Consider the following 24,600-nt stretch of genomic DNA (forward strand, 5'->3'; position numbering starts at 1 on the left):
AGCTCAATGAGCACGACAGACACGACGCAGCAGGCCACCAGCTACGAGGCGGCGCGGTCGACCCAGGACGTCGACGGCCTCACCTTCGCCTACCACGAGGCCGGCGAGGGCGAACCGCTGCTGCTGCTCCACGGATCGGGTCCCGGGGTCACCGCCTGGTCCAACTTCCGCCACAACCTTCCGGTGTTCGCCGAGCGCTTCCGTACGGTCATGCCTGACCTGCCGGGCTTCGGCGGCAGCGACCTGCCCAAGCTGGACGAGGTCTATCCGGTGGTCGCGGCACGTCTGGTGGCCCGCTTCATGGACGAACTGGGCATCGAGTCGGCGGTGTTCGTCGGGAACTCGATGGGCGGGGCCGTCGCCGCGGAGCTGGCCGTCCAGTACCCCGAGCGGGTGCGCAGGATGGCATTGATGGGCTCGGGCGGCCTGTCGGTCGGTATGTTCGCGCCGGAGCCCAGCGAGGGCTTCCTGCGTCTGTTCGAGTTCCTGGACGACCCCACCCGTGAGCGCATGCGCGGATGGATCCGCACGATGGTCCACGACCAGAGCCTCATCACCGACGAGCTGCTCGACGAACGCATGCGCAACGCCACGGCCGACGGGGTGATCGACCGGACCAGGGCGATCCTCGGTTCGATGTTCTCCCCGCAGCTCCAGGCGAAGTACACACCGTTGTGGACGCGGGCCTCGACGGTCACGACACCGACGCTGCTCCTGTGGGGCCGTGACGACCGCATGCTCCCTTACGACCAGGCCCACTTCGCGGCCCGCCAGCTCCCCGAGGTCGAACTGCACACGTTCGCGCGGTGCGGGCACTGGGTGCAGGTCGAGCGGAAGAACGATTTCGAACGCGTGACGATCGAGTTCCTCACCCGGACGACGGAAGAAGCAGGAGGTGCGCGACATGGCGCATGAAGTGAGCGACAGAATCGAGGAGTTGGGCCCGCAACTGAAGGGGCTCGCCGAGGAGAACGAGCGGCTCGGCAGGCTGAGCGAGCAGACGGTGGCTCTGATGCGCTCCGCGGGTGTCATGCGTCTGCTGCAGCCGGCGAAGTTCGGTGGGCACTCGGTCCATCCGCGGGACTTCGCTGAAGCGGTGATGGCCCTGGCGCGTCACGACGGCGCCGCAGGCTGGGTGGCCGGTGTCGTCGGGGTCCATCCCTGGGAGATCGGGCAGATGGACCCGCGGCTGGCGCAGGAGATCTGGGGGGAGAACCAAGACACCTGGATCGCCTCGCCGTACATGCCCAACGGGATCGCCGAACCGGTCGAAGGCGGCTACGTCCTCAACGGCCGCTGGCCGTTCTCGTCCGGGACCGACCACTGCGACTGGGTCTTCCTCGGAGCGCTGGCCGGCGACGGCAAGGGCAAACCGGCCATGCCGGTGAAGGTGCTACACGTGGTCCTTCCTCGCTCGGACTACGAGATCATCGACGACTCCTGGGACGTCATCGGCCTGTCGGGCACGGGCAGCAAGGACGTCGTCGTCGCAGGCGCCTTCATCCCCGAGTACCGCACCGTCGACCAGGAGGACATCAAGTCGGGGGCGGCCGCCGAACGCAACGGCGCCACCGACACCGTGCACAAGCTGCCGTTCACGACGATGTTCCCGCTGGGCATCACGGCGGCCGTGATCGGCATCTGCGAGGGCGCCCTGGAGGCACACCTGGCATTGCAGCGGGACCGGGTGGCCGTGACCGGAGTCCAGGTGCGCGATGATCCGTACGCGCTCTACGCCACCGGCGAGGCCGCTGCGGAGATCGAGTCTTGTCGGGTCCAACTCGTCGACGGCGTCAGCCGGTTGTACGACCGTCTCGACGCTGGCGAGACGGTGAGCATCGCGGACCGCACCAGAATCCGGCGCAACCAGGTCCGCTGCGCATGGCGGGCCGTTGCCGCCCTGGACGAAATCTTCGCGCGGTCCGGCGGGAATGTGATCCGACGCGACAACCCCATCCAGCGCCTGTGGCGGGATGCGCACGTGGGACTCACCCACATGATCCATGTGCCGGGTGCCACCTACCACGCCGACTCCCTTGCCCAGATGGGACTTGAGGTGCCGGCTCCGATGCAGGCGCTGATCTGAGATGGCGGCGGACGTGAGCCGGGGCAGTGACGGCCGGCGCTTTCGCGACGTGCTGGGCCATTTCCCCACGAGTGTCGTCGCTATCACCACGACAAGCCCCGAGGACCGCCCGGAGGGGATGGTCGTGGGCTCCTTCACGTCCGTCTCACTCGACCCGCCCCTGGTGTCGTTCCTCGCAGACCGGTCCTCCGGGACACTGCCGAAGATCAAGGCCGCCGGGCGCTTCTGCGCGAACGCGCTCGCGGCCGACCAGGAGAACCTCAGCCGGAGGCTGGCGGCCAGGGGCGCCGACCGGTTCGCCGGCGTGACCTGGGAGACGTCCCCTGCAGGCAATCCCGTGCTCGAAGGGGTCGTCGCCTGGGTGGACTGCGCCATCGAGGACGTCGTCACGATCGGCGACCACGTCCTGGTCGTCGGGCGGGTCAAAGACCTGCACATCGCGTCGGCGAAGACCCCCTTGTTGTTCTTCAAGGGCGACTACGGCGACTACTTCTCGACCACGTCGCTGCTCCTCGATCAACTCGTCGGCTGGTAGTGACCGCAGCTCGATCTGACATGTGAACGCGTGAACATGTGAAAGGGGTCCCTGATGGGCCAGGTACAGGACAAGGTCGTCTTCATCACCGGCGCGGCTCGTGGGCAGGGCCGCGCCCACGCGGTGCGTCTGGCGGAGGAGGGCGCGGACATCATCGCGGTCGACATCTGCGAAAACATCGACAGCGTCGGCTACCCCCTGGGTGGCCGCGCCGATCTGGACGAGACCGTACGATTGGTGGAGAAGCTGGGCCGCCGGATCGTGGCCGTGGCCGCGGACGTGCGGGACGCGGCGGCGCTGAGGACGGCCGCCGACGAGGGCGTGGCACGACTGGGCCGACTCGACGCCGTAGTGGCCCAGGCCGGGATCGCCCCGCTCGGCCGGCCCGATCCAGGCGCCTTCATCGACGCGATCACCGTCAACTTCCACGGTGTGGTGCACGCGGTGCAGGCGGCGCTGCCGCATCTACCCGACGGCGGTGCGGTCGTGGTGACCGGCTCGACCGCGGCGCTGATGCCCTCCGCAGCCATGGCCGACAGGCCTGACTTCGGCAAGCTCGGCTATTCCTTCTCCAAGCGAACGGCGGCCGCGTTCGTCAACGACCTCGCCGTGGCACTCGCCCCGCGCAGGATCCGGGCGAACGCGGTGCACCCGACGAACACCAACACCGACATGCTCAACAACGCCTCCATGTACCAGGAGTTCCGGCCGGACCTCGAGAACCCCACCCGCGAGGACGCCCTCCCCGCCTTTCATGTGATGACCGCAATGGGCCTGCCCTATGTGGAGCCGCAGGACATCGCCGAGGCGGTGTTGTTCCTCGTCTCCGACGCGTCCCGGTACATCACCGGACAGCAGCTGCGGGTGGACGCGGGGGCCATCGTGCAACGGCGGCCTCAGCAGCCACAGTTCTGATCAGTCGGCACATCGAAGAGGCCGGTGGGTGAGACGGATTCCCCATCTCACCCACCGGCCTTTCAGCATCGATGCTGGCGTCAGCTTCCGTGTCGGCTCAGCAGCTCGATGACGGTCGCATTCGCGGTTCCGCCGCCCTCGCACATCGTCTGCAGCCCGTACCGCAAGCTCCGGCTGCGCATCCGGGCGAGCAGCCGCGTCATCAGGATGGCGCCGGAGGCGCCTAGCGGATGCCCGACCGCGATCGCCCCGCCCAGCGGGTTGAGGCGCTCCGGATCGGCACCGGTCTCGGCCAGCCAGGCCAGCGGGACCGGCGCGAAGGCCTCGTTGACCTCGAATGCGCCGATGTCGTCAATACTCAACCCGGCCCGTCCCAGTACCTTCGCCGTCGCGGGTATCGGACCGGTCAGCATCGTGACCGGGTCCGCTCCGCTCACCGCGCCCGAGTGGTAGCGGGCGAGCGGGGTGAGTCCCAGTTCCCGGGCTCGCTCCCCCGTGGTGATGAGCAGGGCCGCCGCGCCGTCGGATATCTGCGAGGAGTTGCCGGCGTGGATCACTCCGTCAGTCTGGAACGACGTCTTCAGGCTGGACAGGGTCTCGACCGATGTGCCGCGCCGCAGCCCCTCGTCGACGGAGAACTTGTCACCGTCCGCCTCGACGGGAATGACGTGGTCGTCGAAGACGCCGTCGTCGATGGCCGCCGCGGCCCTCTCGTGCGAGGAGGCCGCATACGCGTCGAGTTGCTGCCTGCTCAGCCCCCAGCGCTCGGCGATGAGTTCGGCCCCGACGCCCTGGTTGAGCTCGGCACCCTCGTAGCGGGCCAGCACTTTGGGCCCGTAGGGCTGGCCGGTCGTGCGGTGCGAACCGAGCGGCACCCGCGTCATGGTCTCCACACCGCCCGCGACAACCAGGTCGTACTGTCCGGCCATCACGGCGTGTGCCGCCGAGTCGACGGCCTGCTGGCTGGAGCCGCAGGCCCGATTGATTGTCACGCCGGGTACATGGTCGGGCCAGCCGGCCGCGAGGACGGCGAAGCGGCCGATGTTGCTCGACTGATCACCGATCTGGGTCACACACCCCCACATCACGTCGTCGATGGTGGCGGGATCCACCCCGGTCCGCTGGACCAGCGCATTGAGTACCAGGGCGGACAGGTCGGCGGCGTGAATACCCGCCAGTGAGCCGTTGCGCTTGCCGATCGGAGTGCGTACGGCGTCGACGATGACGGCGTCCCTCATGAACCGTTCCTCTCGCTCGGGTCCTTGGGTCCGCCGCTCTGCACGGTGGCCCGGTGGTCGTCATGCGGTGGTGCCGGCTGGTCTGCCCAGCCTGTCCGGCGTGTTCCGACGGCACCGCGCTCGATGAGGTCCTCGATGCCGTGGACGCCCCAGTCACTCAGTACGGCACGGGTGTCGGCGCCCACGGCCGACGCCGGTGCGCCGGCAACCGACCGGGTCACCGAGAAGCGCGGCGCCGGGGCAGGCTGCACGACGCCCTCCTGGGCGAGAACGGTTCCGCGCGCCCCCAGGTGTGCGTGCGACGCGGCCTCAGTGAGGCCGAGGACGGGCGCCACGCAGGCGTCCGTCCCCTCGAACAGCGCCGCCCACTCGTCACGTGTGCGCTGCGCGAACCGCTCTTCCAGGAGAGCGCGCAGCTCGGGCCAGGTGGTGCGGTCCTGCTGCCGGTCCGGGTCGACGTCGAGTTCGAGCAGACCGAGCAGTCGCCGGTAGAACTTCGGCTCCAGCGCGCCGACGGCGACGTACCCACCGTCCTTCGTTTCGTAGACGGAGTAGAACGGCGCCCCACCGTCCAGGTGGTTGACGCCGCGCTCGTCGCTCCAGGCGCCCCGGGCGAGCTTGGCGAAGGTGCTCGCGAGCAAGTGCGCGGTTCCATCGACGATAGCCGCGTCGACCACCTGCCCCACGCCGGTGCGCTCCGCCACGCGCAGCGCCGCGAGGATGCCGATCACCAGGTAGCAGCCTCCGCCGCCGAAGTCGCCGAGCAGGTTGAGCGGGATCTGCGGCGGCCCGCCGGCGGCGCCGATCGCGCCGAGGGCCCCCGTGAGGGCGATATAGGTGATGTCGTGTCCCGCCGCGGCCGACAACGGTCCTTCCTGGCCCCAGCCGGTCATCCGCCCGTACACCAGCCGGGGGTTGCGGGCCAGGCACGTCTCGGGGCCGACGCCGAGGCGCTCGGTGACGCCCGGTCGGTAGCCCTCGATCAGCACATCGGCGTGGTCCAGGAGTTCGAGGAGGGCCGCCCTGCCGCCAGGGTCCTTCAGGTCGATGGCCACCGACCGCTTGCCCCGGTTGAGGACGTCCGTGGCTCCGCCCCTGCCCTCCTCGTCCACCGACTCGGGCCGGTCGACGCGCACCACCTCGGCGCCCAGGTCGGCGAGGAACATTCCGGCAAACGGCCCGGGCCCGATGCCGCCCAGCTCGACCACCCGGCAACCCGCCAACGGGCCCGCATCTCCAGAAGTCATCAATCAGCCTCCTCATTTGAGGATCAGAGGCAAGCGCCCCCGTCACCAACCGGTCTCTTCAAGGACCATAACCCGCACTACCGGTTCCTGGTATGCGATTAATGCTACTCTTTTCTGCGACACTGTCAGGGTCCCCAAGGTCACCGGGTTCGAGTGAGCATCGACGGAGAGCACCTTCCCGGGGCCGGACCCGGCCGCATCCACCCGTCCATCGCATCCCTGGAGGAACTCCCTTGCAGCGGACGTTGTTCACCCAGGACCACCAGGACTTCCGCCTCCTGGTACGCGAGTTCCTCACACGCGAGGTCGTACCGGTCTACGAGGCGTGGCGGCACGCCGGACTCGTCCCACGCGAGCTGTTCACCTCACTCGGCAAGCTCGGCATCATCGGCACATCGCTGCCCGAGGAATTCGGCGGCGGCGGCCAGGACGACTACCGCTACAACGTGGTCATCCAGGAGGAGTGCGCCCGCGCGTGCGTGACCCTGGGCGGTCTGCGCACGCATCTGGACGTGGTGCTGCCGTACTTCACCGCCTTCGCCAGCGCCGAGCAGCGGGCCCGGTGGTTCCCGGGCCTCGCTTCCGGCGAGCTGTACACGGCGATAGCGATGAGCGAACCGGGCACGGGCTCCGACCTCGCCGGCGTCGCCACGACGGCGGTCCGCGACGGCGACCACTACATCCTGGCCGGCTCCAAGACCTTCATCACCGGAGGCCACCACGCCGACCTGGTGATCGTCGTGGCCCGCACGTCCACCGATCCGGACAACCGGCGCGGCGGCCTGTCACTGCTCGTGGTGGAGAAGGGTATGCCCGGCTTCACCGTGGGCCGCAAGCTGGAGAAGATCGGGCTGACCACCCAGGACACCGTCGAGTTGTCGTTCGCCGACGTACGCGTGCCCGCCGCGAACCTGCTCGGTGCGGAGGGCTCCGCATTCTCTCTCCTCGGCCGCAACCTCGCACAGGAGCGACTCGCCATCGCAGTCGGCGCGGTGGCCCAGGCCCGTGCGGCCATTGAGATGACCATCACCTACGTGCGCGACCGCAAGGTGTTCGGCAAACCGGTAGCCCACTTCCAGAACACGAAGTTCGAACTCGCCGCGATGTCCGCGGAGCTGGAAGCCGCCCAGGCGCTGCTCGACGCCTCGATCACGGCGCTCGTCGAGGGTGAGCTGAGCGGCGTCGACGCGGCACGCACGAAGCTGTTCTGCACCGAGGCGCTGGGGCGCGTCGTCGACCGGTGCCTACAACTGCACGGCGGGTACGGCTACATCCTCGAGTACCCGATCGCCCGGCTGTACGCCGACGCCCGTGTGAGCCGCATCTACGGCGGCACCAGCGAGGTCATGAAATCCATCATCAGCAAGTCCCTCGGCTTGTAAGGAGCTTCACACATGCGCATCGACGGTTCCTCCGCTCTCGTCACCGGCGGTGCATCCGGGCTCGGCCTGGCCACCGCGCGCCGGATCATCGACGGTGGCGGGCAAGTGGTCATCGCCGACATCTCCGAGGAGCAGGGCGCCAAAGCCGTTGCCGACCTCGGCGACGCGGCAAAGTTCGTCCACGCGGACGTCACCGACGAGGCCGCAGTCACCGCCGCCCTCGACGCGGCGCGGGAGCGGGGCCCGCTGCGGTGCGTGGTGCACTGCGCGGGGCGCGGCGGGGACCGTACGCGGATCATCGGCAAGGACCGGGCCCCCGGTGAACTCGCCACGTTCGCCGAGGTCGTCCGGGTCAATCTGGTCGGGACATACAACGTGCTCCGCCTGGCCGCCTCCCGCATCGCGGAGAACGACGTCCTGGATGAAGGTGACCGCGGCGCGATCGTACTCACCGCGTCGGTCGCCGCGTTCGACGGGCAGATCGGACAGACCTCGTACACCGCGGCCAAGGCCGGAGTGCACGGCATGACGCTGGTCGCCGCCCGCGACCTGGCGAGCTGGCAGATCCGGGTGAACACCATCGCCCCCGGCATCATGGACACCCCGATGCTGGGCCGGCTGCGCGCCGACATCCGCGACGGCCTGGCCGCGACGGTGCCGCACCCCAAGCGGCTCGGCGCGCCGGACGACTTCGCCCGGCTCGCCGTCGACATGCTGGAGAACCCGTATCTGAACGGCCAGACCGTCCGCCTCGACGGTGCGATCAGGATGGCCCCGCGTTGACGTACACGCCCCGCGGAATCCGGTTCCGGGGTGCGTCCCGGGCCGGACCAGCGCCGGTCCCGTCCGGTGCGTGAGGCGATCGTAAGACGTCGAAGAGCCCTCGTAGCTGTGCTACGAGGGTTCTTCGGTCCGCTCCACCACGCGCAGATTTCCCCGGACTTCCATCGCCGCCGGCCGAGCGCCTTCAGCCGACGAGCAGCTCCTGCTTGAGCGCGCGCACGTCGCGGGCATCCATCCCGACGGCCTCCTTGAGATATCCGCGGAAGGTCCCGTACTCCTCCTCGACCTCCTGATAGCCGGCATTGAGGTACTCGGGCTGTACGTAGACCAGTGGCTTGTAGATCGCGGCCTGCTCGGCGGGCAACTGCCCCAGGGAGGCAGCATTTGCCTCGGCACGGTAGGCATTGCTGGCCAGGTAGTCGGCCATGACGGTGGAGCGGGGGACGCCGAGGGCGGTGAGCAAGGCGGCGTTCTGCCAGCCGGTACGGTCCTTGCCGGACGTGCAGTGGAAGAGGACACCGCCGTCGCCGCTCTCGAGGCCGTCGAAGACCTTCTTGTAGGCAGTCTTCGCGGTGGCGCCGCTGACCATGAACCTCTCCAAGTCGATCATTCCCTGTTCGGCCTCATCGGCGGTCGTCGGCATGGAGGGAAAGACGTCCGCACCGGCCAGGACGTCGGCGACCATGTACGTGGCGCCCGCCGGGACGCGGTCCGGGGCGGCGCCGCGCTCGCTATCCATGCGGAGGTCGTAGACCGTGTGCACGGAGAGGCGCTCGAGCTTGGCAAGGTCGTCAAGGGTCAGCTTGTCGAGGGAGTCGGAGCGGTAGATCGCGGCCATCTTCACCCAATGGCCATCGCTGGTGCGATAGCCGCCCACGTCACGGAAGTTGACCGTGCCTTCGAGCTTGATCAGACGGTCGGCGAGACGCAGCGGCCGGCCATGAGACGGCGTGAGGGTGAACCACTGGCGGTCCGCGGCGGGCAGCCCTGCGACCGTGACCGAACCTTCGGAGCCGCCGCCGGCCACCGTACTGCCGTTGGCCCTGATAGCGACGTGACGTATGCCGGGTGCCTTCCAGGCGATGGTGTACGTGCCATCCTCCTCTGGGGCTGCGGTGACGGTGGCCTCGGTGAAGGGGATCTTGGCGAGCGCTGCGGCTGTGGCCCGGTGGGTCTGGGCTGCCGTCGCGGAGGTGGCGACGCCGGGGATCAGGGCAACGCTGACAGCGGCCGCAGTGGCGGCAGTGATCTGCAGGCTCTTCGTGTTCCTCATTGAGGATTCCCTTTCCTTTTCGCAGGTTATGGCGGCCAGTTCGGGTACGTGGTTGCGTTTCGGGACGGCGAGCGTTCGGCGAGCACCACGTCGTACAGGTCGGCGAGGATCGTCACCGGACCGGATCGTGCCAGAGGCGAACGTCTCCACGACGACGCCTGGATTTGTCAGGTCAGCGGAAGGTGCCGCCCCATCTGCGGGACGAATCACACCGCCTTCGCCGAGTTTCGAGGTCTCCTGGACGCGCCCTCATCAACCAGACCTCGTCACGCTTGCTCGTCTCGGGCGCCTCGTCGAGCAGCCGGGCATGCGGCCGCGAATCCTCACGTGGGCAACCTTTCAGAGGACCCGTCAGTCCGGATTTTCAGGCACGTAAGATCACCGCTACTTCGAACAGAGTATACTCAATTGACTCACGGTGAAAGGGAGTCGCCAGCTGGATCCCGGCCAGGCGGACCCGATGCCGCGTGGGGCTCCCGAACACACCACCTACGGGGGTCTGTCAGTGCGACGTTGTGCATCGCTCCCCGCGTCTGACCGCCGCTCGGTGCGGCACAGCCGTCCGGACCCTGCGGCAACCGCACGACGGTCCCCTGCAGACCTGCCCGCTGCGGAAAATCCCCGCAGCGGGCGCAACCAAGGGCGAAGGGAAATTCCATATGAAGGCCTGGCAGTTCACCGGGACCGGCAAGCCACTACAGCTGGCCGAATTGGAGATCCCCCGGCCCGGCGCCGGACAGGTTCTCCTGAAGGTCGCCGCAGCCGGCCTGTGCCAGTCCGACGTCAGAAGCGTGTACGACGCGCACGGGGCCGCCAGCCTGGTCAAGTCGCCGATCACCCTGGGCCACGAGATCGCCGGCACCGTCAGGGCCGTCGGCGACGGCGTCACCGAGTGGAAGACCGGTGACCGTGTCGGTGTGTGCCCCACGGCCAGTGCCGGCACCCCCGGCTCCGACGGCCCGGCCGCCAACGAGGTCTCCCCGGGCTACGGACACGACGGCGGATTCGCCGAGTACTACCTCGGCTCTGCCAACGACCTCGTACGCGTCCCGGACGAGGTCGACATCTCCTACGGCGCCGTGGCCACCGATGCCGGCATGACCTCCTACCACGCTCTCGTCGTCCGCGGCGCCCTCAAGGTAGGCATGAAGGTCGGCATCATCGGCCTCGGTGGCCTGGGGCAGATCGCCGCCCGCGTCGGCGTCCTGCTCGGCGCCGAGGTGCACGTGGCCGAACCCAAGGAGACCACCTGGGACATGGCCCGCTCACTCGGTGCCACGGAAGTGGTCGCCGACGCCACCGAGTGGGCCGGCAGGGGCTTCGACCTCATCGTCGACTACGCCGGCTTCGCTCCACCACGGACGCGGCCATCAAGGCCGTCCGCTTCGACGGCACCGTCGTCCAGGTCGGACTCGCCCAGAGACAGGCCACCGTCGACACGACGACGAGGGTCGTCAGCCACGTCAACTACCTCGGTTCGATCGGAGGCACCAAGGAAGACATCGCCGCCCTCTACCAGCTGATGAAGAGCGGCGACCTGGCCCCCCAGACCGCGGAGATCTCCTTCGCCGACATCCCCGCCGGTCTCGAAGACCTGCGCGCCGGCAAGGTCGCCGGTCGCCTCGTCGCCCGCCTCCTCTGAACCCAACGGGGAAGGCACGTTACACACACGGTTCGATGCGCATTCCGCCTCGCACGGCGGATCTCCGAGACGGCCGGCTTCAAAACCCGTCATGGCATCACGTGGGCTGAGTACGCGAGTTGACGAGCGGTGCCCACTCGCGTGCTCACTCGCAGCCCGCATCATCGAAGCACACCTGCTCACCCAACCTTGCGGCAAGAGCCGCCGAGGCCAAACATCAAGCTCAGCCCAGCAACTCCATGGCTTCGTCCAGCAGCACCGGCAGTGCGGGCAGCATGCGCCGGTGCATCGCGTTCAACTCCCTGCCCTTGCGCCCGCGTTTGATGAGCAACGCGGTCGCGGCGGACTCTTTGTACTTGGTCAGCGCCTCGAACCAGGCCAGGTCCCGCAGCGGCTCCCGGCGCGCCTCCTGGTAGGCGTCGACCAGCTCCTCCTTACCTGGCATGCCAGTGGGCTCGTCCGAGACGGACGCAGGGTGTCGGGCCTCGTCGGTGAAGAAGGTCAGCCAAGTCACGTCCACCCGTGGATCGCCGAGCGACCAGATCTCCCAGTCGATGATCGAGGTGACGCACTCCGCATCGCACAGGGTGTTGCCCAGGCGGTAGTCGCCGTGTGTGAACACCGGCTCCATGGCGGTCGGCCGGGTCGCGTGCAGGCGCACCGCCACCGCCTCGTGTCCGGTGGACAGGTCCTCGGAGACGGTCGAGAAAGCCCGGGTCCAGCGGTCGATCTCGGCTCCGAGCGACATCACCGGTTCGGCCGCGAGCGCCGTACTCCGCGGGTCGATGCGGTGCAGGTCCGCGAGCATGCGTACGGCGTCCAGAGCGCGGGCACGGACCTGACCAGGCGGGACGGTCCCGCGTGGGGTGAGCACCGGCTCGACGCACTCCCCGGGCACCAACTCCATGGCCACAAAGGGCGGGACGGCAGGCGGTTCGCCTTCGTCGGTGAAGAGGACGGCCGGCACCCGCACTCCGCGCCGCCCGGCCAGAGTCCGCATGAGGCGGGCCTGCCGCAGCACGTCCCGGTTGCGTACCGGTTCAAGACCCGGCGGGGCCACCTTGAGCACGACACGCTCGTGCCCGGTCGGCGCACCTGACATGGTGACCACGTACGTGAGGCTCGATGTGCCGCCGGTTAGAGGTTCGACGCTGCCGACCCGGGCCTGCGGGGCCCAGCCGCGGACCGCGGCCTCGGTGCGCCCGGTCAGTTCGCGCAGCAGCTCCTGGCTGCCGGTCGCGGTGCTCATGATGCGTTCAGCTCCCTCAGGCGGAGGTGTGTCGGGCAGGTTCAAACAGGGCCTGTACGGCCGGGCGGCTGACCTTCATCGACGGCGTGCGGGGCAGCTCGTCGACGATCTTGATCTCGGTGGGCAGGTGATAGCGGGCGAGCCGCTGCGCCAGCCATGCACGCAGCTGCCCTGGGTCGGGGCAACGCACCCCGTCGCGGATCGTCACGGCGACGACGGGCACCTCGCCGAGCCGCTCGTCCGGGATGGCGACCGCGGACGCGTCCCGCACGGCGGGGTGCGCGCGCAGGGCGTCCTCGATCACGGTCGGGACGATCGTGAACCCGCCGCGGTTGATCGCATCGTCCACGCGCCCGTGGATGTAGAGGAACCCGTCCTCGTCGACGCTGGCGAGGTCGGTGGTCCGCACCCAGCTGTCACCGGGCAGCTGCGCTCCGCTGGCTTCGAGGACACCCACGGCGCCGGCCGCCAGCGGTTCGCCCGTCGCCCGGTCGATGACGCGCACCGTCACCCCGCGAAAGGGCCGCCCGACGCTCCCGCGTTTTGTCGTGCCCCACTCGCGGTGCAACGGCAGGTCCCAGCCCACGATCGCGCCGGCGAACTCCGTGGCTCCGTAGACCGACAGGACCGGGACGCCGAACCGCCCGGTGAACCGGTCGGCATCCTCTGGGGGGAGCGGGGCCGTCCCGGAGGACACCGATTCGACCCCGTCGAACAGGTCAGCCGACAGGTCGGACTGGAGCACCATGCGCAGTGCGGCGGGCGCGAGCCGGATCCGCCGCGGCTTGGTTCGCCGTACGAGAGCGGCCCACTGGTGTACGTCGAAACGCTCCAGGAGGGCGGTTTGCAGTCCGGCCGCAACGTTCGCGAGCACGAAGTAGAGGCCACCGATGTGGACAAGGGACGTCCACACGATGGAAGGGTGTGCGCGCAGTCGTACCTCCGCCGTGGCTACGGGGGTACCCGAGGTCTCGAACGCCGCAGTGAGCTTGGTGTAGGTCAGTTCCACCCGTTTGGGGCGGCCCGTCGTACCGCTGGTCTGCATGAGAACGGCGACGTCCCCGCGCTCGGCGGGACGCGGAGCCGGTGTCCACTGGGCCGCGCGCGCGGTCAGTGGCCGCTCGCCCTCACCGGCCTCCAGTGGAATCGCCGCGAGCCGGGCGACCGCACCGGCCATCCCATCCCGGTCCCAGTCCTCGGCATCGGCCACCACAACCTGCGGCGAGAGCGCGGCGATGTCCTGCGCGAGCGCGACATCGCCGTGGAAGGGGCTCAGCACCACCACCTCGCGCCCGGTGGCGACCGTCGCGACCAGCGCGGCCAGCGGGCCTGGCCGATTGCGCAGCACGATGCCGACGCGATGGGCGTCGGGGGCGCCGGCCGCGGCGAGCAGCCGATCGAGTTCCTCGACTCCGCGCCTCAGGTACTCCCATGAAAAGACGCGGTCCTCGAATGTCAGCGCGATCGTCTCCGGTGCGTGAGCCAGTACGCGGCGCAGCCGGAGCGGAAGCGGTCGGTCAGCGGGAAGCAGCACAGCCGTGTCCTTCGGTCGGGCCCCGGGCGGGGCGGTGGGGATGCGGGCGGCGCGGCTTATGCGCGCCGCCCGGGCTCCGGGACGACCAGCCCTGCCACGACGTCACGGCGCACGAGTTTGCCCGTCTGTGTCCTCGGAAGCTCGGGCCAGCAGGCGATACGGTCGGGGGTCTTGGAGCCGCGCAGCGTCGCACGGACCAGGTCGCGCAGTTCCTCGGTGTCGACCTCGCTCCCGGCGCGGGGCACCACCACGGCTTCGATCCGCTCCCCCCACTCCTCGTCGGGCACGCCGACGACGACGGCGTCGAGCACCTCGGGGTGGCGCAGCAGAACATCCTCGATCTCCGCGGGGGCGATGTTCTCCGCGCCGCGGATGATCGTGTCGTCCAGCCGCCCTCCGACGTAGAGGTAGCCATCGGCGTCGAGGAAACCCTGGTCGCGGGTGTGGAAGAAGCCCCGCTCGTCGACACTTGATCCTTGCCCCGCGTACCTGGCGGAGACCTGCTCGCCGCGCACCCAGATTTGACCAGCCTCGCCGGCCGCCACCGGGTCGCCGCCCGGGTCCCGGATCTCCAACTCGACCGTTGGGACCGGCCGCCCGGCCGAGCCGAGCCGCGCCCGAACCAGCTGATCGCCGCTCATGATGGCCGCCCGGTGTTCCTCGGGCCCAAGGACCGCGATGGTGGACGACGTCTCGGTCAGCCCATATGCATTGACGAAGTCCACGTCCGGCCAGGTGCCCAGCGCGGTCTCGATCACCCGAACCGGCATCTTCGCCCCACCGTAGGCGAGCGCCTGCAACGAGGGCACCGACCGGTCGAGCCCCTCGCCGTCCATGATCCGGGTGAGCATCGTCGGCACGACCATCGCATGGGTCACCCGCTGCTCGCGTACGAGTGCGAGCCAACCGTCGGGCGTGAAGTGTTCCAGGGTGAGTGAGCGGCGCCCCGCGTACACGTTCGTGAGGACATTGGAGACAGCCGCGATGTGGTACGGGGGCACGCTCACCAGCGCCGCTTCCACTGCCCCCGCCGCTGCGAACTCCACGGTGCCCAGCACATAGGAGACAAGGTTGTGGTGGCTGAGGACCACGCCCTTCGGGGCGGATGTCGTACCGCTCGTGTAGATCAGCACGGCGGGCGCTTCGGGGTTGTCCGGCGTGTTGGGGCTACCGGGCTCCGTCGCCTTCGAGTCCACAGCCGCGGCAGCGGCGTCCACCAGCCACTCCTGCGGAGCGCGCACCGGCAGCCCGGCGCGGCTCAGCGCCTGGGACTGCTGCGGGTCCGCGATGCCCAGAGCGTGCGGGTGGTTGGCGAGGAGGTCATCCAGCTGCTTGTCTCCCAGGCGGTAGTTGACCGGCACGAGCGGCACTCCGGCGCGGGCCGCGGCGAACAGCGCCACCGGGAAGGCCGGGCCGTTGACCGCCAGATATACCAGCGCGTCGGCGCCGACAGCCCGGATCAACTCGGCACCTCCATCGGCTAGTTCACTCAGCCGTGAGACCGAAAGACCATCCCGTTCGGGCCCGGTCACGATCCTCTCGCCGAATCCATCGACGGCCATGTCCAGCAGCATCGCGATGTTCATCGCTTCTCCGCCCCTCCTCCTGCACCCATGAGTGGTGTCCGTATCCGATCCGGATTGAGTCGGTGTCCAGTCAGTCGGAGGCCGGCAGCGGCTTTGCGGCCTTGAGCGGCAGCGGGGTGCCATTGACCGCGAGCGTGCCGGGTCCAGGCTTGGCACACAGCAGCTCCACACCGTGCCCGTCGTCCGCATAGCGCTTGCCGAGGTGCGAGCCGCCCATCTGCGCGGGATCGGGTACGCCAGCGACACCAGCCCCCGGCTCGCGCGCATCGACCATCAGCGCGCCGCCGCAGGTGACCTCCAGGTCCCTGTCCGGCCAACGGACGACTATCACGGTCGTCGTGTCGACGGTACTCACCAGCTTCTGTCCAACGCGTGGCTTCATCGCAGCTCCTCCACGGAGTCATCCCGGATCACCAGAGAGCAAAAGAGTATACGTTTATACGCGCCCGCGCAGCGATCCAGCTCGCCTTACCTGCCGAAGCTCAAGAAGAGTGCTCTGTTCTTGACATCCCCACCAGTGAGTCGACTGGGGACACCCGCACAGGCCGAGCGAACCCCAGGGGGACGGGCCACCCCACGACGGTGGCGCGACCGTTGAGCGGCCGTATCAGGGCACTGCATTACCCGCCTCCGCGGGGTTGCTGTCGCCGCAAGTGCGGTGCCATGCTGAGGCAACCCTAGAAAGAGGTACCTCAATAGGGCTTCACGGTGGTCGGTCCACGGTGCATCGTCCGCGGTTCCACCCTGGCCGTCTCACGGATTCCGGCCGGGTCCCGGGACTGGGATGCACTTCCGACATCCCGCCCGCATCAGGCCGAAGCGGCGACCCGATCGGCTGAACAGAGATCTCGCACTGTCCTGCTCCTTCCCAGCGGCTCCACAGTTGGACCGCCGGAACCGCTGACGGATGGGAATCGAATGCCAGAACAGTTCCGGGTACAGCCCACACGATCCGAACCAGCCGGTCCGGCCGACAACCCCCCTAGCCGCTCCCCTGGTTACTACCTGTTCATCGTCGCGATGCTCACCCTGATCACCGAGCTCGCGGCCTTCGAGTTCATCGTGGTCTCCCCCGGAATCCCGGAAATGGCCGCCGAGTTCCGCACGGCACACGTCACCTGGGTTTTCACCACCCCGCTGCTGGCTGCCGCGGCCGTCGTGCCCCTCCTGGGCAAGCTGGCGGACATCATCGGCAAGAAGCGCGTCCTGACAGGAGTCGTCGCGATCTTCATCGTCGGCTCGCTCATCTGCGCGACCACCTCCCACTTCTTTGTGTTTCTTCTGGGCAGAGGGCTGCAGGCGTGCAGTATCGGAGCAGCCGTGATCGTCTACGGTCTGGTACGCGACCTACTGCCGCGCAATCTGGTACCCCTGGCTGTCGGCGGCATCGGTGTGGGCACCGGATTCGGCGCCATCGCCGGTCCGGTCATTGGCGGATATCTCCTTGACGCCCATGGGTTCCGCTCGACCTTCTGGTTTCTGATCGTCTACGCCGCCGTAGTGGGTTCGGTGATCCTCGCTTTCGTGCCCGAGTCGGACGTCCGTACCCCGCAGCGGTTCGACCTCGTCAGCGCCTTGCTCCTCGGGGCCGGTGCCGGCTTGATCGCACTGTCCTTCCAGGGCGGACGGTTCGCGCTCCTGGGGATCCCCGGTGTGATCGCGTTCGTCGCCTTCTTCTTCGCCATCGCACGGCGAACGCACCCTTTGATCCCACTCGAACTGCTGCGGCAGCCAGCCTTGTTCAGCACGCTGGCCGTGGCGGCCCTCCTCGCCTTCACCTACGGCGGGCTCAACGGAGTGCTCATCCCCCAGATGCTCCGCTCCCCCGCGCTCTCCGGCAGTCCCGACCCCGGCCTGGGGCTGACCGGCACGCAGCTCGCCCTCTACTGGGGCCTGCCCTACGGGATCATGTCCATGGCCGGCGGGTTCAGTGCGGGCTGGCTCAGCCGTCGCATCGGACCGCGGTCAGCCGTCCTCGGGGCAGCCCTGCTCGGCTGCGTCGCCACGGCGATGATCGCGGCACACCTGGTGGACACCCCCGCCACGGTCGCGCTCGCCGGTGTGGTCATGGGCTTGGGCCAGGGGGCTGCCGCCGCGGGCGCCGCCAATCTGCTCATCGAGGCGGTCACCCCCGACGTCCAGGGAGTGGGGGCGGGCTTCAGTTACACCGTCCAGGGCATCTTCGCGGGCATCGCCACCACAGCGGTCGGGGCTGTACCCGGGATGTTCGTCGAGAAGGTGATCTCCAGCGAGAACATCGTCGTCTTCCAGCAGCTGGGCTATCGGGTGGCGTACGGCATCTGCACTGGAGTCTTCCTGCTCGCCGTTTGCGCCGCCTGGCTGATGAAGCACGGCCGCGAGCCCGCTACCGGAGGTATGTCTCCCGAGCCCAACTCCTAGGACCGGCACCCGTGTCCTGCGAAGTGAAACCACATCACCGATGAAAGGCTGTTACCTCTCGTGAAGACCAATGATTTGATCCTGGTGAGTGTCGACGACCATGTGATCGAGCCGGCTCACCTCTTCGACGGACGCGTTCCGGCGAAGTACGCCGACGCCGCACCCCGCTTCATCACCCGCGAGGACGGGACCATGGCGTGGGTGTACGAGGACGCCGTCGTCCCCAACCCGGCTGTGCAGGCGGTGGTGGGCCGCCCCAAGACGGAGTGGGGCATGGACCCGGTCTGCCTGGAGGAGATGCGGCCCGGGTGCTACGACATCCACGCCCGGATCAAGGACATGGACGCCAACGGCATGCTGGGGTCCATGTGCTTCCCGTCGTTCGTGCGCTTCTCCGGCGCGCTGTTCCTGGAGAACGGCGACCGTGACCAGTCGGCCGCGATGGTCCGCGCGTACAACGACTGGCACATCGACGAGTGGGCAGGCACATATCCCGGCCGGATCATTCCCCTGGCGATCCCGATTCTGTGGGACCCCGAGCTCGCGGCCGCGGAGGTGCGGCGGGTCGCCAAGAAGGGCTGCCACGCGGTGACCTTCACCTCCAACCCGTACGACCTGGGACTCCCGAGCATCTACCAGGACCACTGGGATCCGTTCTGGAAGGCGTGCGAGGACGAGGGCACCGTCGTGTGCATGCACATCGGGTCCAACTCGAAGGTGCCGTCGACATCTCCGGACTCACCGGTTGAACTCATCTACTCGCTGTCGCCGATCGGGTCGATCGAGGCGGCCAGCGACCTGGTGTGGAGCCGCCTGTTCCTGAAGTTCCCCCACCTGCGGGTGGCCCTGTCCGAGGGGGGAATCGGCTGGATCCCCTACTTCCTGGAGCGGATCGACTACCTCTACAAGCACACCCAGCACTGGACCGGCCTGAACCTGGGCGACCGCCTGCCGTCCGAGCTGTTCAGTGAGAATGTCCTGCTCTGCTTCATCGACGACGAGGTCGGCGTCGAGAACCGGCACCGGATGAACCTCGACAACATCTCCTGGGAATGCGACTACCCGCACTCCGACACGACCTGGCCGAACGCTCCGGAGGAAGTGATGCGTTACCTCGGCGGAGTGACAGACGACGAAATCAACAAGATGACCCACCTCAACGCCATGAAGCACTACCAGTTCGACCCGTTCGCGCACATCGCACCCGAGCAGGCCACGGTCGGTGCACTGCGCAAACGGGCCCTGGGATGGGACGTGGGCACCAAGTCGACCACCCACCTGCGCCCCGATGCCACAGTCGGGGCATGAGCGGCCCGGCCGCCGACGGCCCGACCGCTGATCCCGCGCAGTCCTGAAACTCACCGTCCGACGCGTACCGAGGGGGGACACGGCCATCACGGCCGTGTCCCCCCTCGGCATTGCGGACGTGGAAAGGGCCGCCCCGGGCACCGCGGGCCTGCCCGGCCGAGCTGTGACACTGCACCGGCCGGGCAGCCGGTTCACTCCCGGGTCCTCGCAGACCTGTCGGCCGGATCGGCGTCAGCCGTGCCAGGTCGCGGGCGGCGCCAGCACGCACCCAGCTGCACGGCTGCCGCGGCGAGGCCGAACCCCGCCGCGAACGCGGCCCCGCGGCGGCCGCCGAGTCTGCCGTCGATCCCCAACACCCGGTCCACGCTGAGCCGTCCGGGCCCGAGCGCGGCGATCGCCACGGCCGCCGCGCCGAGGTTGAGAACGTACTCGTAGCCCTCGTCGGTCACAAAGAACCCGTGCGGCAGGTGCACCGAGCGGGCGGCGACACCCATCGTGCCCACGACGGCCGAGGCCGCGAGCGGGGTCGCCGCCCCGGCCAGCAGGGCTGCGCCCGCGCCCACCTCGACGGCGGCACTGGCCGCGGCCTGCAGCCGAGGCCCGCGGAACCCCACGGATCGGAACCATTGCGTGGTGCCGTCCAGCGTGCGGCCGTGGCGCAGGCCATGCGCGATCATCGTACCGCCGACCACCGCGCGCAGCCCGTACCGTGCCACGTCGATGCCGTCCATCCGTCCTCCCAGGTCACTGCCGATACCGAACTGTCTGCTCATCACCCGCACCAGCCGCATCAGGCCGTCAGTACCAGTGCCGAGCCCATGCCGCCACCGGCGCACATCGCCGCGACCGCCGTTCCTCCGCCCCGCCGCCGCAGTGCGTGGGCGAGCGTTGTGACCATGCGGGCGCCGGTCGCGGCGATCGGGTGTCCGAGACTGCAGCCGCTACCGAATGGGTTGACCCGCTGCGGGTCGAGCCCCAGCTCTCGCGTGGCGGCCACGGCGACCGAGGCGAACGCCTCGTTGATCTCGAATAGGTGTACATCGCCGACGTCGATCCCTGCGCGGTCAAGTGCCTTGCGGATCGCGGCGATCGGGGCGAGGCCCGTCCTAGCGGGGTCGACGCCGACGGACGCCCAGGAGTGGATCGTCGCCAGAGGCGTGACGCCGTGGTCGGCGGCGATCGCGGCATCGGCGACGACAAGCGCGGCCGAACCGTCGTTCGCCCCGCTGGAGTTGCCGGCCGTGATGGAGAATCCCTCGATCTCGGGGTGCAGTACCTTGAGCGCCGCCAGCTTCTCCATGCTGGTGCTGCGCCGCGGGTGCTCGTCGACCTCGAACGCCGATACCGCTCCGCCCCGGTCGGTCACCTTGACCGGGACCGTCTCGTCGGCGAACCATCCCGCGTCGATGGCCCGCAGCGCGCGCTCGTGCGAGCGCAGTGCCCAGGCGTCCATCTCCTGCCGCTCCACGCCGGCCAGGCGGGCGGTGTTCCATCCGACGAGGATCGACATGTCGTTGTGGGGAGCCTGTGGAGTGCTCACGTGGGACGGCGAGTTCCACGGCTCCAGCCAGTCGTCGGTACCCGGTACCCGCCACCGGGACACCGGTGCCGTGGAGGTCGACTGGGTGCCGCCCGCGACGACCACCCGGTCCATCCCGGCGCGGATGCCCGCCGCGGCCGTGGCCACACTGGCGAGCCCGGACGCGCAGTGCCGGTTCTGCGCCAGGCCGGGCACATGGCTCAGTCCCGCCTCCAGCGCGGCGTAGCGGGCGATGTCCCCACCGCCGGCCAGTGACTCCCCCAGGATCACGTCGTCGATCAACTCAAGTGGCAAACCCGACCGTTGAACGGCCTCCCGGACCACAACCGTGGCGAGATCGAAGGCACTCACCTCACGCAATGAACCCCTGCGGGCCGTTCCGATGGCGGTACGGCAGGCGGACAGCACAACAGCTTCAGTCATGTAATTCGTTGTACTCTTTTTCAGCGCCGCCCGAAAGAGGAGGAGTTGCCAAATGAATCCGAAGGAACTGAAGACCGTCCTGTACGACGTGGCCGACCACGTCGCGACGATCACCCTGAACCGGCCGAAAGTCATGAACGGCTTCAATCAGGCGATGCTGGATGATTTCGCCCTGATCTGGCGCACTGTCAAGACCGACGACGACGTGCACGTAGTCGTACTGCGCGCGGCGGGCGAACGGGCCTTCTGCACCGGCATGGACGTCAAGGAGGGCATCGACCGCGAACCCAACGTCTGGAGCCGCACCGACCCGGGCGAGTACCTTTCACCCAAGCTCAACAAGGTGTGGAAACCGCTGATCTGCGCGGTGCACGGGATGGCCGCGGGCGGCGCGTTCTATTGGCTCAACGAGGCCGACATCATTATCTGCTCGGACGACGCCACCTTCTTCGACCCGCACGTCAGTTACGGCCTCACTGCGGCCCTCGAACCCATCGGACTGGCCCGCCGCATCCCGCTCGGCGAGACCCTGCGCATCGCGCTGCTTGGACTGGACGAGCGCCTGTCCGCGACGCGGGCGATGCAGATCGGGCTGGTCAGCGAGGTGCTCCCGGCAGCGGAGCTGTGGCAGCGCGCCGACGAGATAGCCGAATCCATCGCGGCCAAGCCGCCGGCGGCGATCCAGGGCACGGTCCGTGCCATCTGGGAGTCGCTCGACTCGACTCGCACGCATGCCCTACGCACCGGACTCGCCTACACGGAGATCGGCAACCCGATCGGCAAGGCCGAGGTGGACCGCTCGTCGGTGCCGCGCCGGCGGTGGACGCTGCGCTGACGCTCCCGTACGCTCCCCAGAGAAATCTGAAAAGAGTACCCGCTTTTGCATGACGCTCCATGACTACTCCATGACTCACTCAAGAACTGGGGAGGCTCCATGCGGTTCGGTATGCCCTGGCCCGGCGCCGACGTCGCCCGCGAGGCCGAGGCGGCCGGCGTCGAGGCGTTCTGCACGGGCGAGTTCGTCGACCACGACGCGTACACCTCGCTCGCGGAGATGGTCGCGGGCACCGAGCGTGCCCTGGTCGGACCCGCGATCGCCTACGCGTTCTCCCGTACCCCGTACGCCCACGCGACCGCGCTGCGCCAGCTGCACGCGAAGGCGCCGGGCAGGCTGTTCGTCGGCCTGGGGGCGGGCGCGTACCGCATCAACCGTGACTGGCTCGGTGTCCCCCCGGACCGTCCGGTAGATCGGATCGCGGAGACGGCCGAGGCAGTCCGCGCGTGGCTGCACGCCGAGAACGGTGAACAGGTGTGCTACAGCGGTGAGTTCTACACCATCGACGCCGATGTCCGCGCACCGGTTCTCGGCCGCCTAGACATCCCCGTACTGCTGGCCGCGTTCAACAAGCGGATGGCCAAGGTCTCGGGCCGGGTCGCCGATGGTGTCATCGGGCACGGCCTGTTCACCGGGGACTGGTGGAACGACGTCGTACGCCCGGCGGTCGAGAAAGGCACCACTGAGGCAGCCCGCAGTGAACGGCCCACCGAGCACGGCTGGATCATCACCGCGGTCGACGACACGGCCCCCGAGCGCGCGATAGCCGACGCCCGGCGGATGATCGCCTTCTATCTCACGGTGAAGACGTACGACCCGTTCGTCGCGTACCACGGCTGGGAGAGCCACGTCGCACGGATACGGGCGGCCTTCAACGCGGGCGACAACGACGCCATGGCCGCCGCCGTCACCGATGACATGGTCGCCGCCATCGCGGTCTGCGGCACCACTACCGAGGCCAGGGAAGCCCTGTCCCGACGCGAGGGTCAACTCCCCAGGGATGTGGGCTACTTCGCGCCACCCAGCTATCTCGTGAGCCGCCACCGACGGGCCGGCTACGCCCGCTCCAGCCTCGCCCTGATCGAGACGGTGCACACCGATGCCTGAGCCCACGCACCCGTCCCACCCCTTCTCCACCCAGCTCTACATCGGCGGGCGCCACACGGACGGCGACGGGGAGGGGGACGGGCGGCTCCTCGTACGCAATCCGGCGACGGAGGAAACGATCGCGCAGGTCCCGCTGGCCTCGGTAGCCGACGTGCGGCGTGCGATCACTGCCGCCCGTACCGCCTTCGACGAGGGGCCGTGGCCCCGGATGCGCCCCGCCGAGCGGGCCGCCGTGCTGCTGCGCATGGCCGAGGAGATGGAGCGTCGCCTGCCCGAACTGGTCGCGGTGAACATGGCCGAGGCAGGGTCGGCGCGCTGGATCGCGGAGAGCATCCAGACCGGGATCCCGGTGGCGCATCTGCGCGACATGGCCGAGAGGGTGATGTCAGCCTTCGCGTGGCAGCGCGCGCTGGATCCCACGATCACGCCCGGCACGGGCATCGCGCAGGGGCTGCTGCGTCGCGAGGCGTTCGGGGTCTGCGCCCTGATCCCGGCGTACAACTTCCCGTTCTTCCTCAGCATGATGAAGTTGGCGCCCGCCCTCGCGGCAGGCTGCACCGTGGTCCTCAAGCCCGCCCCCGCCACCCCGCTGGAATCCCTGCTGATCAGTGACTTCGCCGAGGCGGCCGGGCTGCCGCCGGGCGTGCTGAACATCGTGACCGGCGACGTGGAGGCCGGTCACGAGCTGACCACCAACCCCATGGTGGACCTGGTCAGTTTCACCGGGTCCGACGCGGTCGGGCGCCAGGTGTACGCGCAGGCGGCGGGCTCCCTGAAGAAGGTCGTCCTGGAACTCGGCGGCAAGTCCGCGAGCATCGTCTGCGCCGACGCCGACCTCGACGGCGCGGCGCGGGCGGCGCTGTCGGGCATGACCACCCACGCGGGCCAGGGCTGTTCGCTGCTGACCCGCACGATCGTCCACGAGTCCGTGCACGACGAGCTGGTCGAGCGGATCCTGGCGGGTCTCAGCCACGTACGGGTCGGCGACCCCAGCGACGAGGCCACCACCATGGGCCCGTTGATCAGCGAGGCGCAACGCGCCAAGGTCGAGAAGCTGATCCGCACCGGCACGGAGGAGGGCGCGCGCATCGTCACCGGCGGCGGGCGTCCGGCCGGACTCGACCGGGGCTACTTCGTCGAGCCGACGCTCTTCGTGGATGTGGACAGCTCGATGACGATCGCCCGGACCGAGTTCTTCGGCCCGGTCGGCGTTGTCATCCCGTTCCGGACAAAGGACGAGGCGGTCCGTATCGCCAACGACAGCCCGTACGGACTGTCCGGAGGGGTCTGGAGCCGTGATGTCGCGGGCGCCTACGAGATCGCGACGCGCGTCCGCACCGGCGGGGTCACCCTCAACGGGGGCGGCTCCGGGGTGAATCCGCGCGCTCCGTTCGGTGGGTACAAGCAGAGCGGGCTCGGCCGGGAGTGGGGCGAGTTCGGGCTCGACGAGTATCTGCAGACCCAGAGCATCAGCTGGGCCGCCCGCTGAACCCCCGGGCGGGTGGCCCGGCCCTGGT

General features: G+C 69.0%; 21 protein-coding genes. 12 read left to right on the top strand and 9 right to left on the bottom strand.

What is annotated here, in order from left to right; translation table 11 throughout:
• The first annotated feature begins 6 nt into the window (after positions 1-6).
• The 4 genes from ACFWBQ_RS27655 to ACFWBQ_RS27670 are packed head-to-tail and all read left to right on the top strand — an operon-like array spanning position 7 to position 3,536.
• Entirely contained in the window at positions 7-915 is a 909-nt protein-coding gene (locus tag ACFWBQ_RS27655; protein WP_385500960.1) for an alpha/beta fold hydrolase, read from the top strand.
• A complete protein-coding gene (locus tag ACFWBQ_RS27660; RefSeq protein ID WP_385500963.1) occupies positions 905-2,086 on the top strand; it encodes a hydroxylase in 1,182 nt (393 codons plus the stop codon). Before ACFWBQ_RS27655 ends, ACFWBQ_RS27660 begins: the two co-directional genes overlap by 11 nt.
• Before the next feature lie 13 nt (positions 2,087-2,099).
• Positions 2,100-2,621 (top strand): flavin reductase family protein, encoded by a 522-nt coding sequence (locus tag ACFWBQ_RS27665; protein WP_385500968.1) that lies wholly within the window; start codon positions 2,100-2,102, stop codon positions 2,619-2,621.
• A 54-nt stretch (positions 2,622-2,675) separates the two neighbouring features.
• A complete protein-coding gene (locus tag ACFWBQ_RS27670) occupies positions 2,676-3,536 on the top strand; it encodes a mycofactocin-coupled SDR family oxidoreductase (protein ID WP_385500969.1) in 861 nt (286 codons plus the stop codon).
• Positions 3,537-3,616: 80 nt separating this feature from the next.
• Here the strand turns inward: ACFWBQ_RS27670 and ACFWBQ_RS27675 are convergent, their stop codons facing one another.
• Positions 3,617-4,774 (bottom strand): thiolase family protein, encoded by a 1,158-nt coding sequence (locus ACFWBQ_RS27675; protein ID WP_385500973.1) that lies wholly within the window; start codon positions 4,772-4,774, stop codon positions 3,617-3,619.
• Positions 4,771-6,021 carry a CaiB/BaiF CoA transferase family protein gene (locus ACFWBQ_RS27680; protein ID WP_385500975.1) on the bottom strand — a complete coding sequence of 417 codons (1,251 nt, stop codon included), beginning with the start codon at positions 6,019-6,021 and terminating at the stop codon, positions 4,771-4,773. The genes ACFWBQ_RS27675 and ACFWBQ_RS27680 overlap by 4 nt, the downstream gene beginning before the upstream one ends.
• A 233-nt stretch (positions 6,022-6,254) precedes the next feature.
• On the opposite strand from ACFWBQ_RS27680, the gene ACFWBQ_RS27685 reads away from it, so the two are divergent.
• Both ACFWBQ_RS27685 and ACFWBQ_RS27690 read left to right on the top strand, forming a co-directional pair.
• Complete coding sequence (locus ACFWBQ_RS27685) at positions 6,255-7,403, top strand: acyl-CoA dehydrogenase family protein (protein WP_385500976.1); 1,149 nt, start codon at positions 6,255-6,257, stop codon at positions 7,401-7,403.
• 12 nt (positions 7,404-7,415) lie between these two features.
• Positions 7,416-8,186 (top strand): SDR family NAD(P)-dependent oxidoreductase, encoded by a 771-nt coding sequence (locus ACFWBQ_RS27690; RefSeq protein WP_385500980.1) that lies wholly within the window; start codon positions 7,416-7,418, stop codon positions 8,184-8,186.
• Positions 8,187-8,370: 184 nt separating this feature from the next.
• Here ACFWBQ_RS27690 and ACFWBQ_RS27695 read toward each other — a convergent pair whose 3' ends face one another.
• A complete protein-coding gene (locus tag ACFWBQ_RS27695) occupies positions 8,371-9,459 on the bottom strand; it encodes a tyrosine-protein phosphatase (RefSeq protein WP_385500981.1) in 1,089 nt (362 codons plus the stop codon).
• Positions 9,460-10,118: 659 nt separating this feature from the next.
• On the opposite strand from ACFWBQ_RS27695, the gene ACFWBQ_RS27700 reads away from it, so the two are divergent.
• Positions 10,119-10,982 carry an alcohol dehydrogenase catalytic domain-containing protein gene (locus ACFWBQ_RS27700; RefSeq protein ID WP_385500982.1) on the top strand — a complete coding sequence of 288 codons (864 nt, stop codon included), beginning with the start codon at positions 10,119-10,121 and terminating at the stop codon, positions 10,980-10,982.
• A 342-nt stretch (positions 10,983-11,324) separates the two neighbouring features.
• On the opposite strand, the gene ACFWBQ_RS27705 is transcribed toward ACFWBQ_RS27700, so the two are convergent.
• From ACFWBQ_RS27705 to ACFWBQ_RS27720, 4 genes are all read right to left on the bottom strand, one after another.
• Positions 11,325-12,350, bottom strand: a complete 1,026-nt coding sequence (locus ACFWBQ_RS27705) for a phosphotransferase family protein (RefSeq protein WP_385500983.1) — start codon at positions 12,348-12,350, stop codon at positions 11,325-11,327.
• A gap of 16 nt (positions 12,351-12,366) precedes the next feature.
• Positions 12,367-13,884 (bottom strand): class I adenylate-forming enzyme family protein, encoded by a 1,518-nt coding sequence (locus ACFWBQ_RS27710; RefSeq protein ID WP_385500984.1) that lies wholly within the window; start codon positions 13,882-13,884, stop codon positions 12,367-12,369.
• A 56-nt stretch (positions 13,885-13,940) separates the two neighbouring features.
• The gene (locus ACFWBQ_RS27715) at positions 13,941-15,470 is read right to left on the bottom strand and encodes a class I adenylate-forming enzyme family protein (protein ID WP_385500986.1); all 1,530 of its coding nucleotides are present in this window, start codon (positions 15,468-15,470) and stop codon (positions 13,941-13,943) included.
• A gap of 70 nt (positions 15,471-15,540) precedes the next feature.
• Entirely contained in the window at positions 15,541-15,852 is a 312-nt protein-coding gene (locus ACFWBQ_RS27720) for a hypothetical protein (RefSeq protein ID WP_385500987.1), read from the bottom strand.
• 536 nt (positions 15,853-16,388) lie between these two features.
• Here ACFWBQ_RS27720 and ACFWBQ_RS27725 point away from each other — a divergent pair.
• Together ACFWBQ_RS27725 and ACFWBQ_RS27730 are read left to right on the top strand one after the other, a co-directional pair.
• Positions 16,389-17,870 carry an MFS transporter gene (locus ACFWBQ_RS27725; protein ID WP_385500988.1) on the top strand — a complete coding sequence of 494 codons (1,482 nt, stop codon included), beginning with the start codon at positions 16,389-16,391 and terminating at the stop codon, positions 17,868-17,870.
• A 60-nt stretch (positions 17,871-17,930) separates the two neighbouring features.
• Positions 17,931-19,178 carry an amidohydrolase family protein gene (locus tag ACFWBQ_RS27730; RefSeq protein ID WP_385500989.1) on the top strand — a complete coding sequence of 416 codons (1,248 nt, stop codon included), beginning with the start codon at positions 17,931-17,933 and terminating at the stop codon, positions 19,176-19,178.
• Between the two features lie 191 nt (positions 19,179-19,369).
• Here the strand turns inward: ACFWBQ_RS27730 and ACFWBQ_RS27735 are convergent, their stop codons facing one another.
• Together ACFWBQ_RS27735 and ACFWBQ_RS27740 are read right to left on the bottom strand one after the other, a co-directional pair.
• Entirely contained in the window at positions 19,370-19,951 is a 582-nt protein-coding gene (locus ACFWBQ_RS27735) for a DoxX family protein (protein WP_385500990.1), read from the bottom strand.
• Positions 19,952-19,968: 17 nt separating this feature from the next.
• Positions 19,969-21,141, bottom strand: coding sequence for a thiolase family protein (locus ACFWBQ_RS27740; protein ID WP_385500991.1), 1,173 nt, complete (start codon positions 21,139-21,141; stop codon positions 19,969-19,971).
• Positions 21,142-21,193: 52 nt separating this feature from the next.
• Between ACFWBQ_RS27740 and ACFWBQ_RS27745 the strand changes: the two genes are divergently transcribed.
• From ACFWBQ_RS27745 to ACFWBQ_RS27755, 3 genes are all read left to right on the top strand, one after another.
• Entirely contained in the window at positions 21,194-21,976 is a 783-nt protein-coding gene (locus ACFWBQ_RS27745; protein WP_385500992.1) for an enoyl-CoA hydratase/isomerase family protein, read from the top strand.
• 99 nt (positions 21,977-22,075) lie between these two features.
• Positions 22,076-23,083 (top strand): LLM class flavin-dependent oxidoreductase, encoded by a 1,008-nt coding sequence (locus tag ACFWBQ_RS27750; RefSeq protein ID WP_385500994.1) that lies wholly within the window; start codon positions 22,076-22,078, stop codon positions 23,081-23,083.
• Positions 23,076-24,572 carry an aldehyde dehydrogenase family protein gene (locus ACFWBQ_RS27755; protein ID WP_385500995.1) on the top strand — a complete coding sequence of 499 codons (1,497 nt, stop codon included), beginning with the start codon at positions 23,076-23,078 and terminating at the stop codon, positions 24,570-24,572. The genes ACFWBQ_RS27750 and ACFWBQ_RS27755 overlap by 8 nt, the downstream gene beginning before the upstream one ends.
• Positions 24,573-24,600 lie beyond the last annotated feature (28 nt).

Source organism: Streptomyces sp. NPDC060035, from assembly GCF_042736635.1.
Taxonomy (GTDB): domain Bacteria; phylum Actinomycetota; class Actinomycetes; order Streptomycetales; family Streptomycetaceae; genus Streptomyces.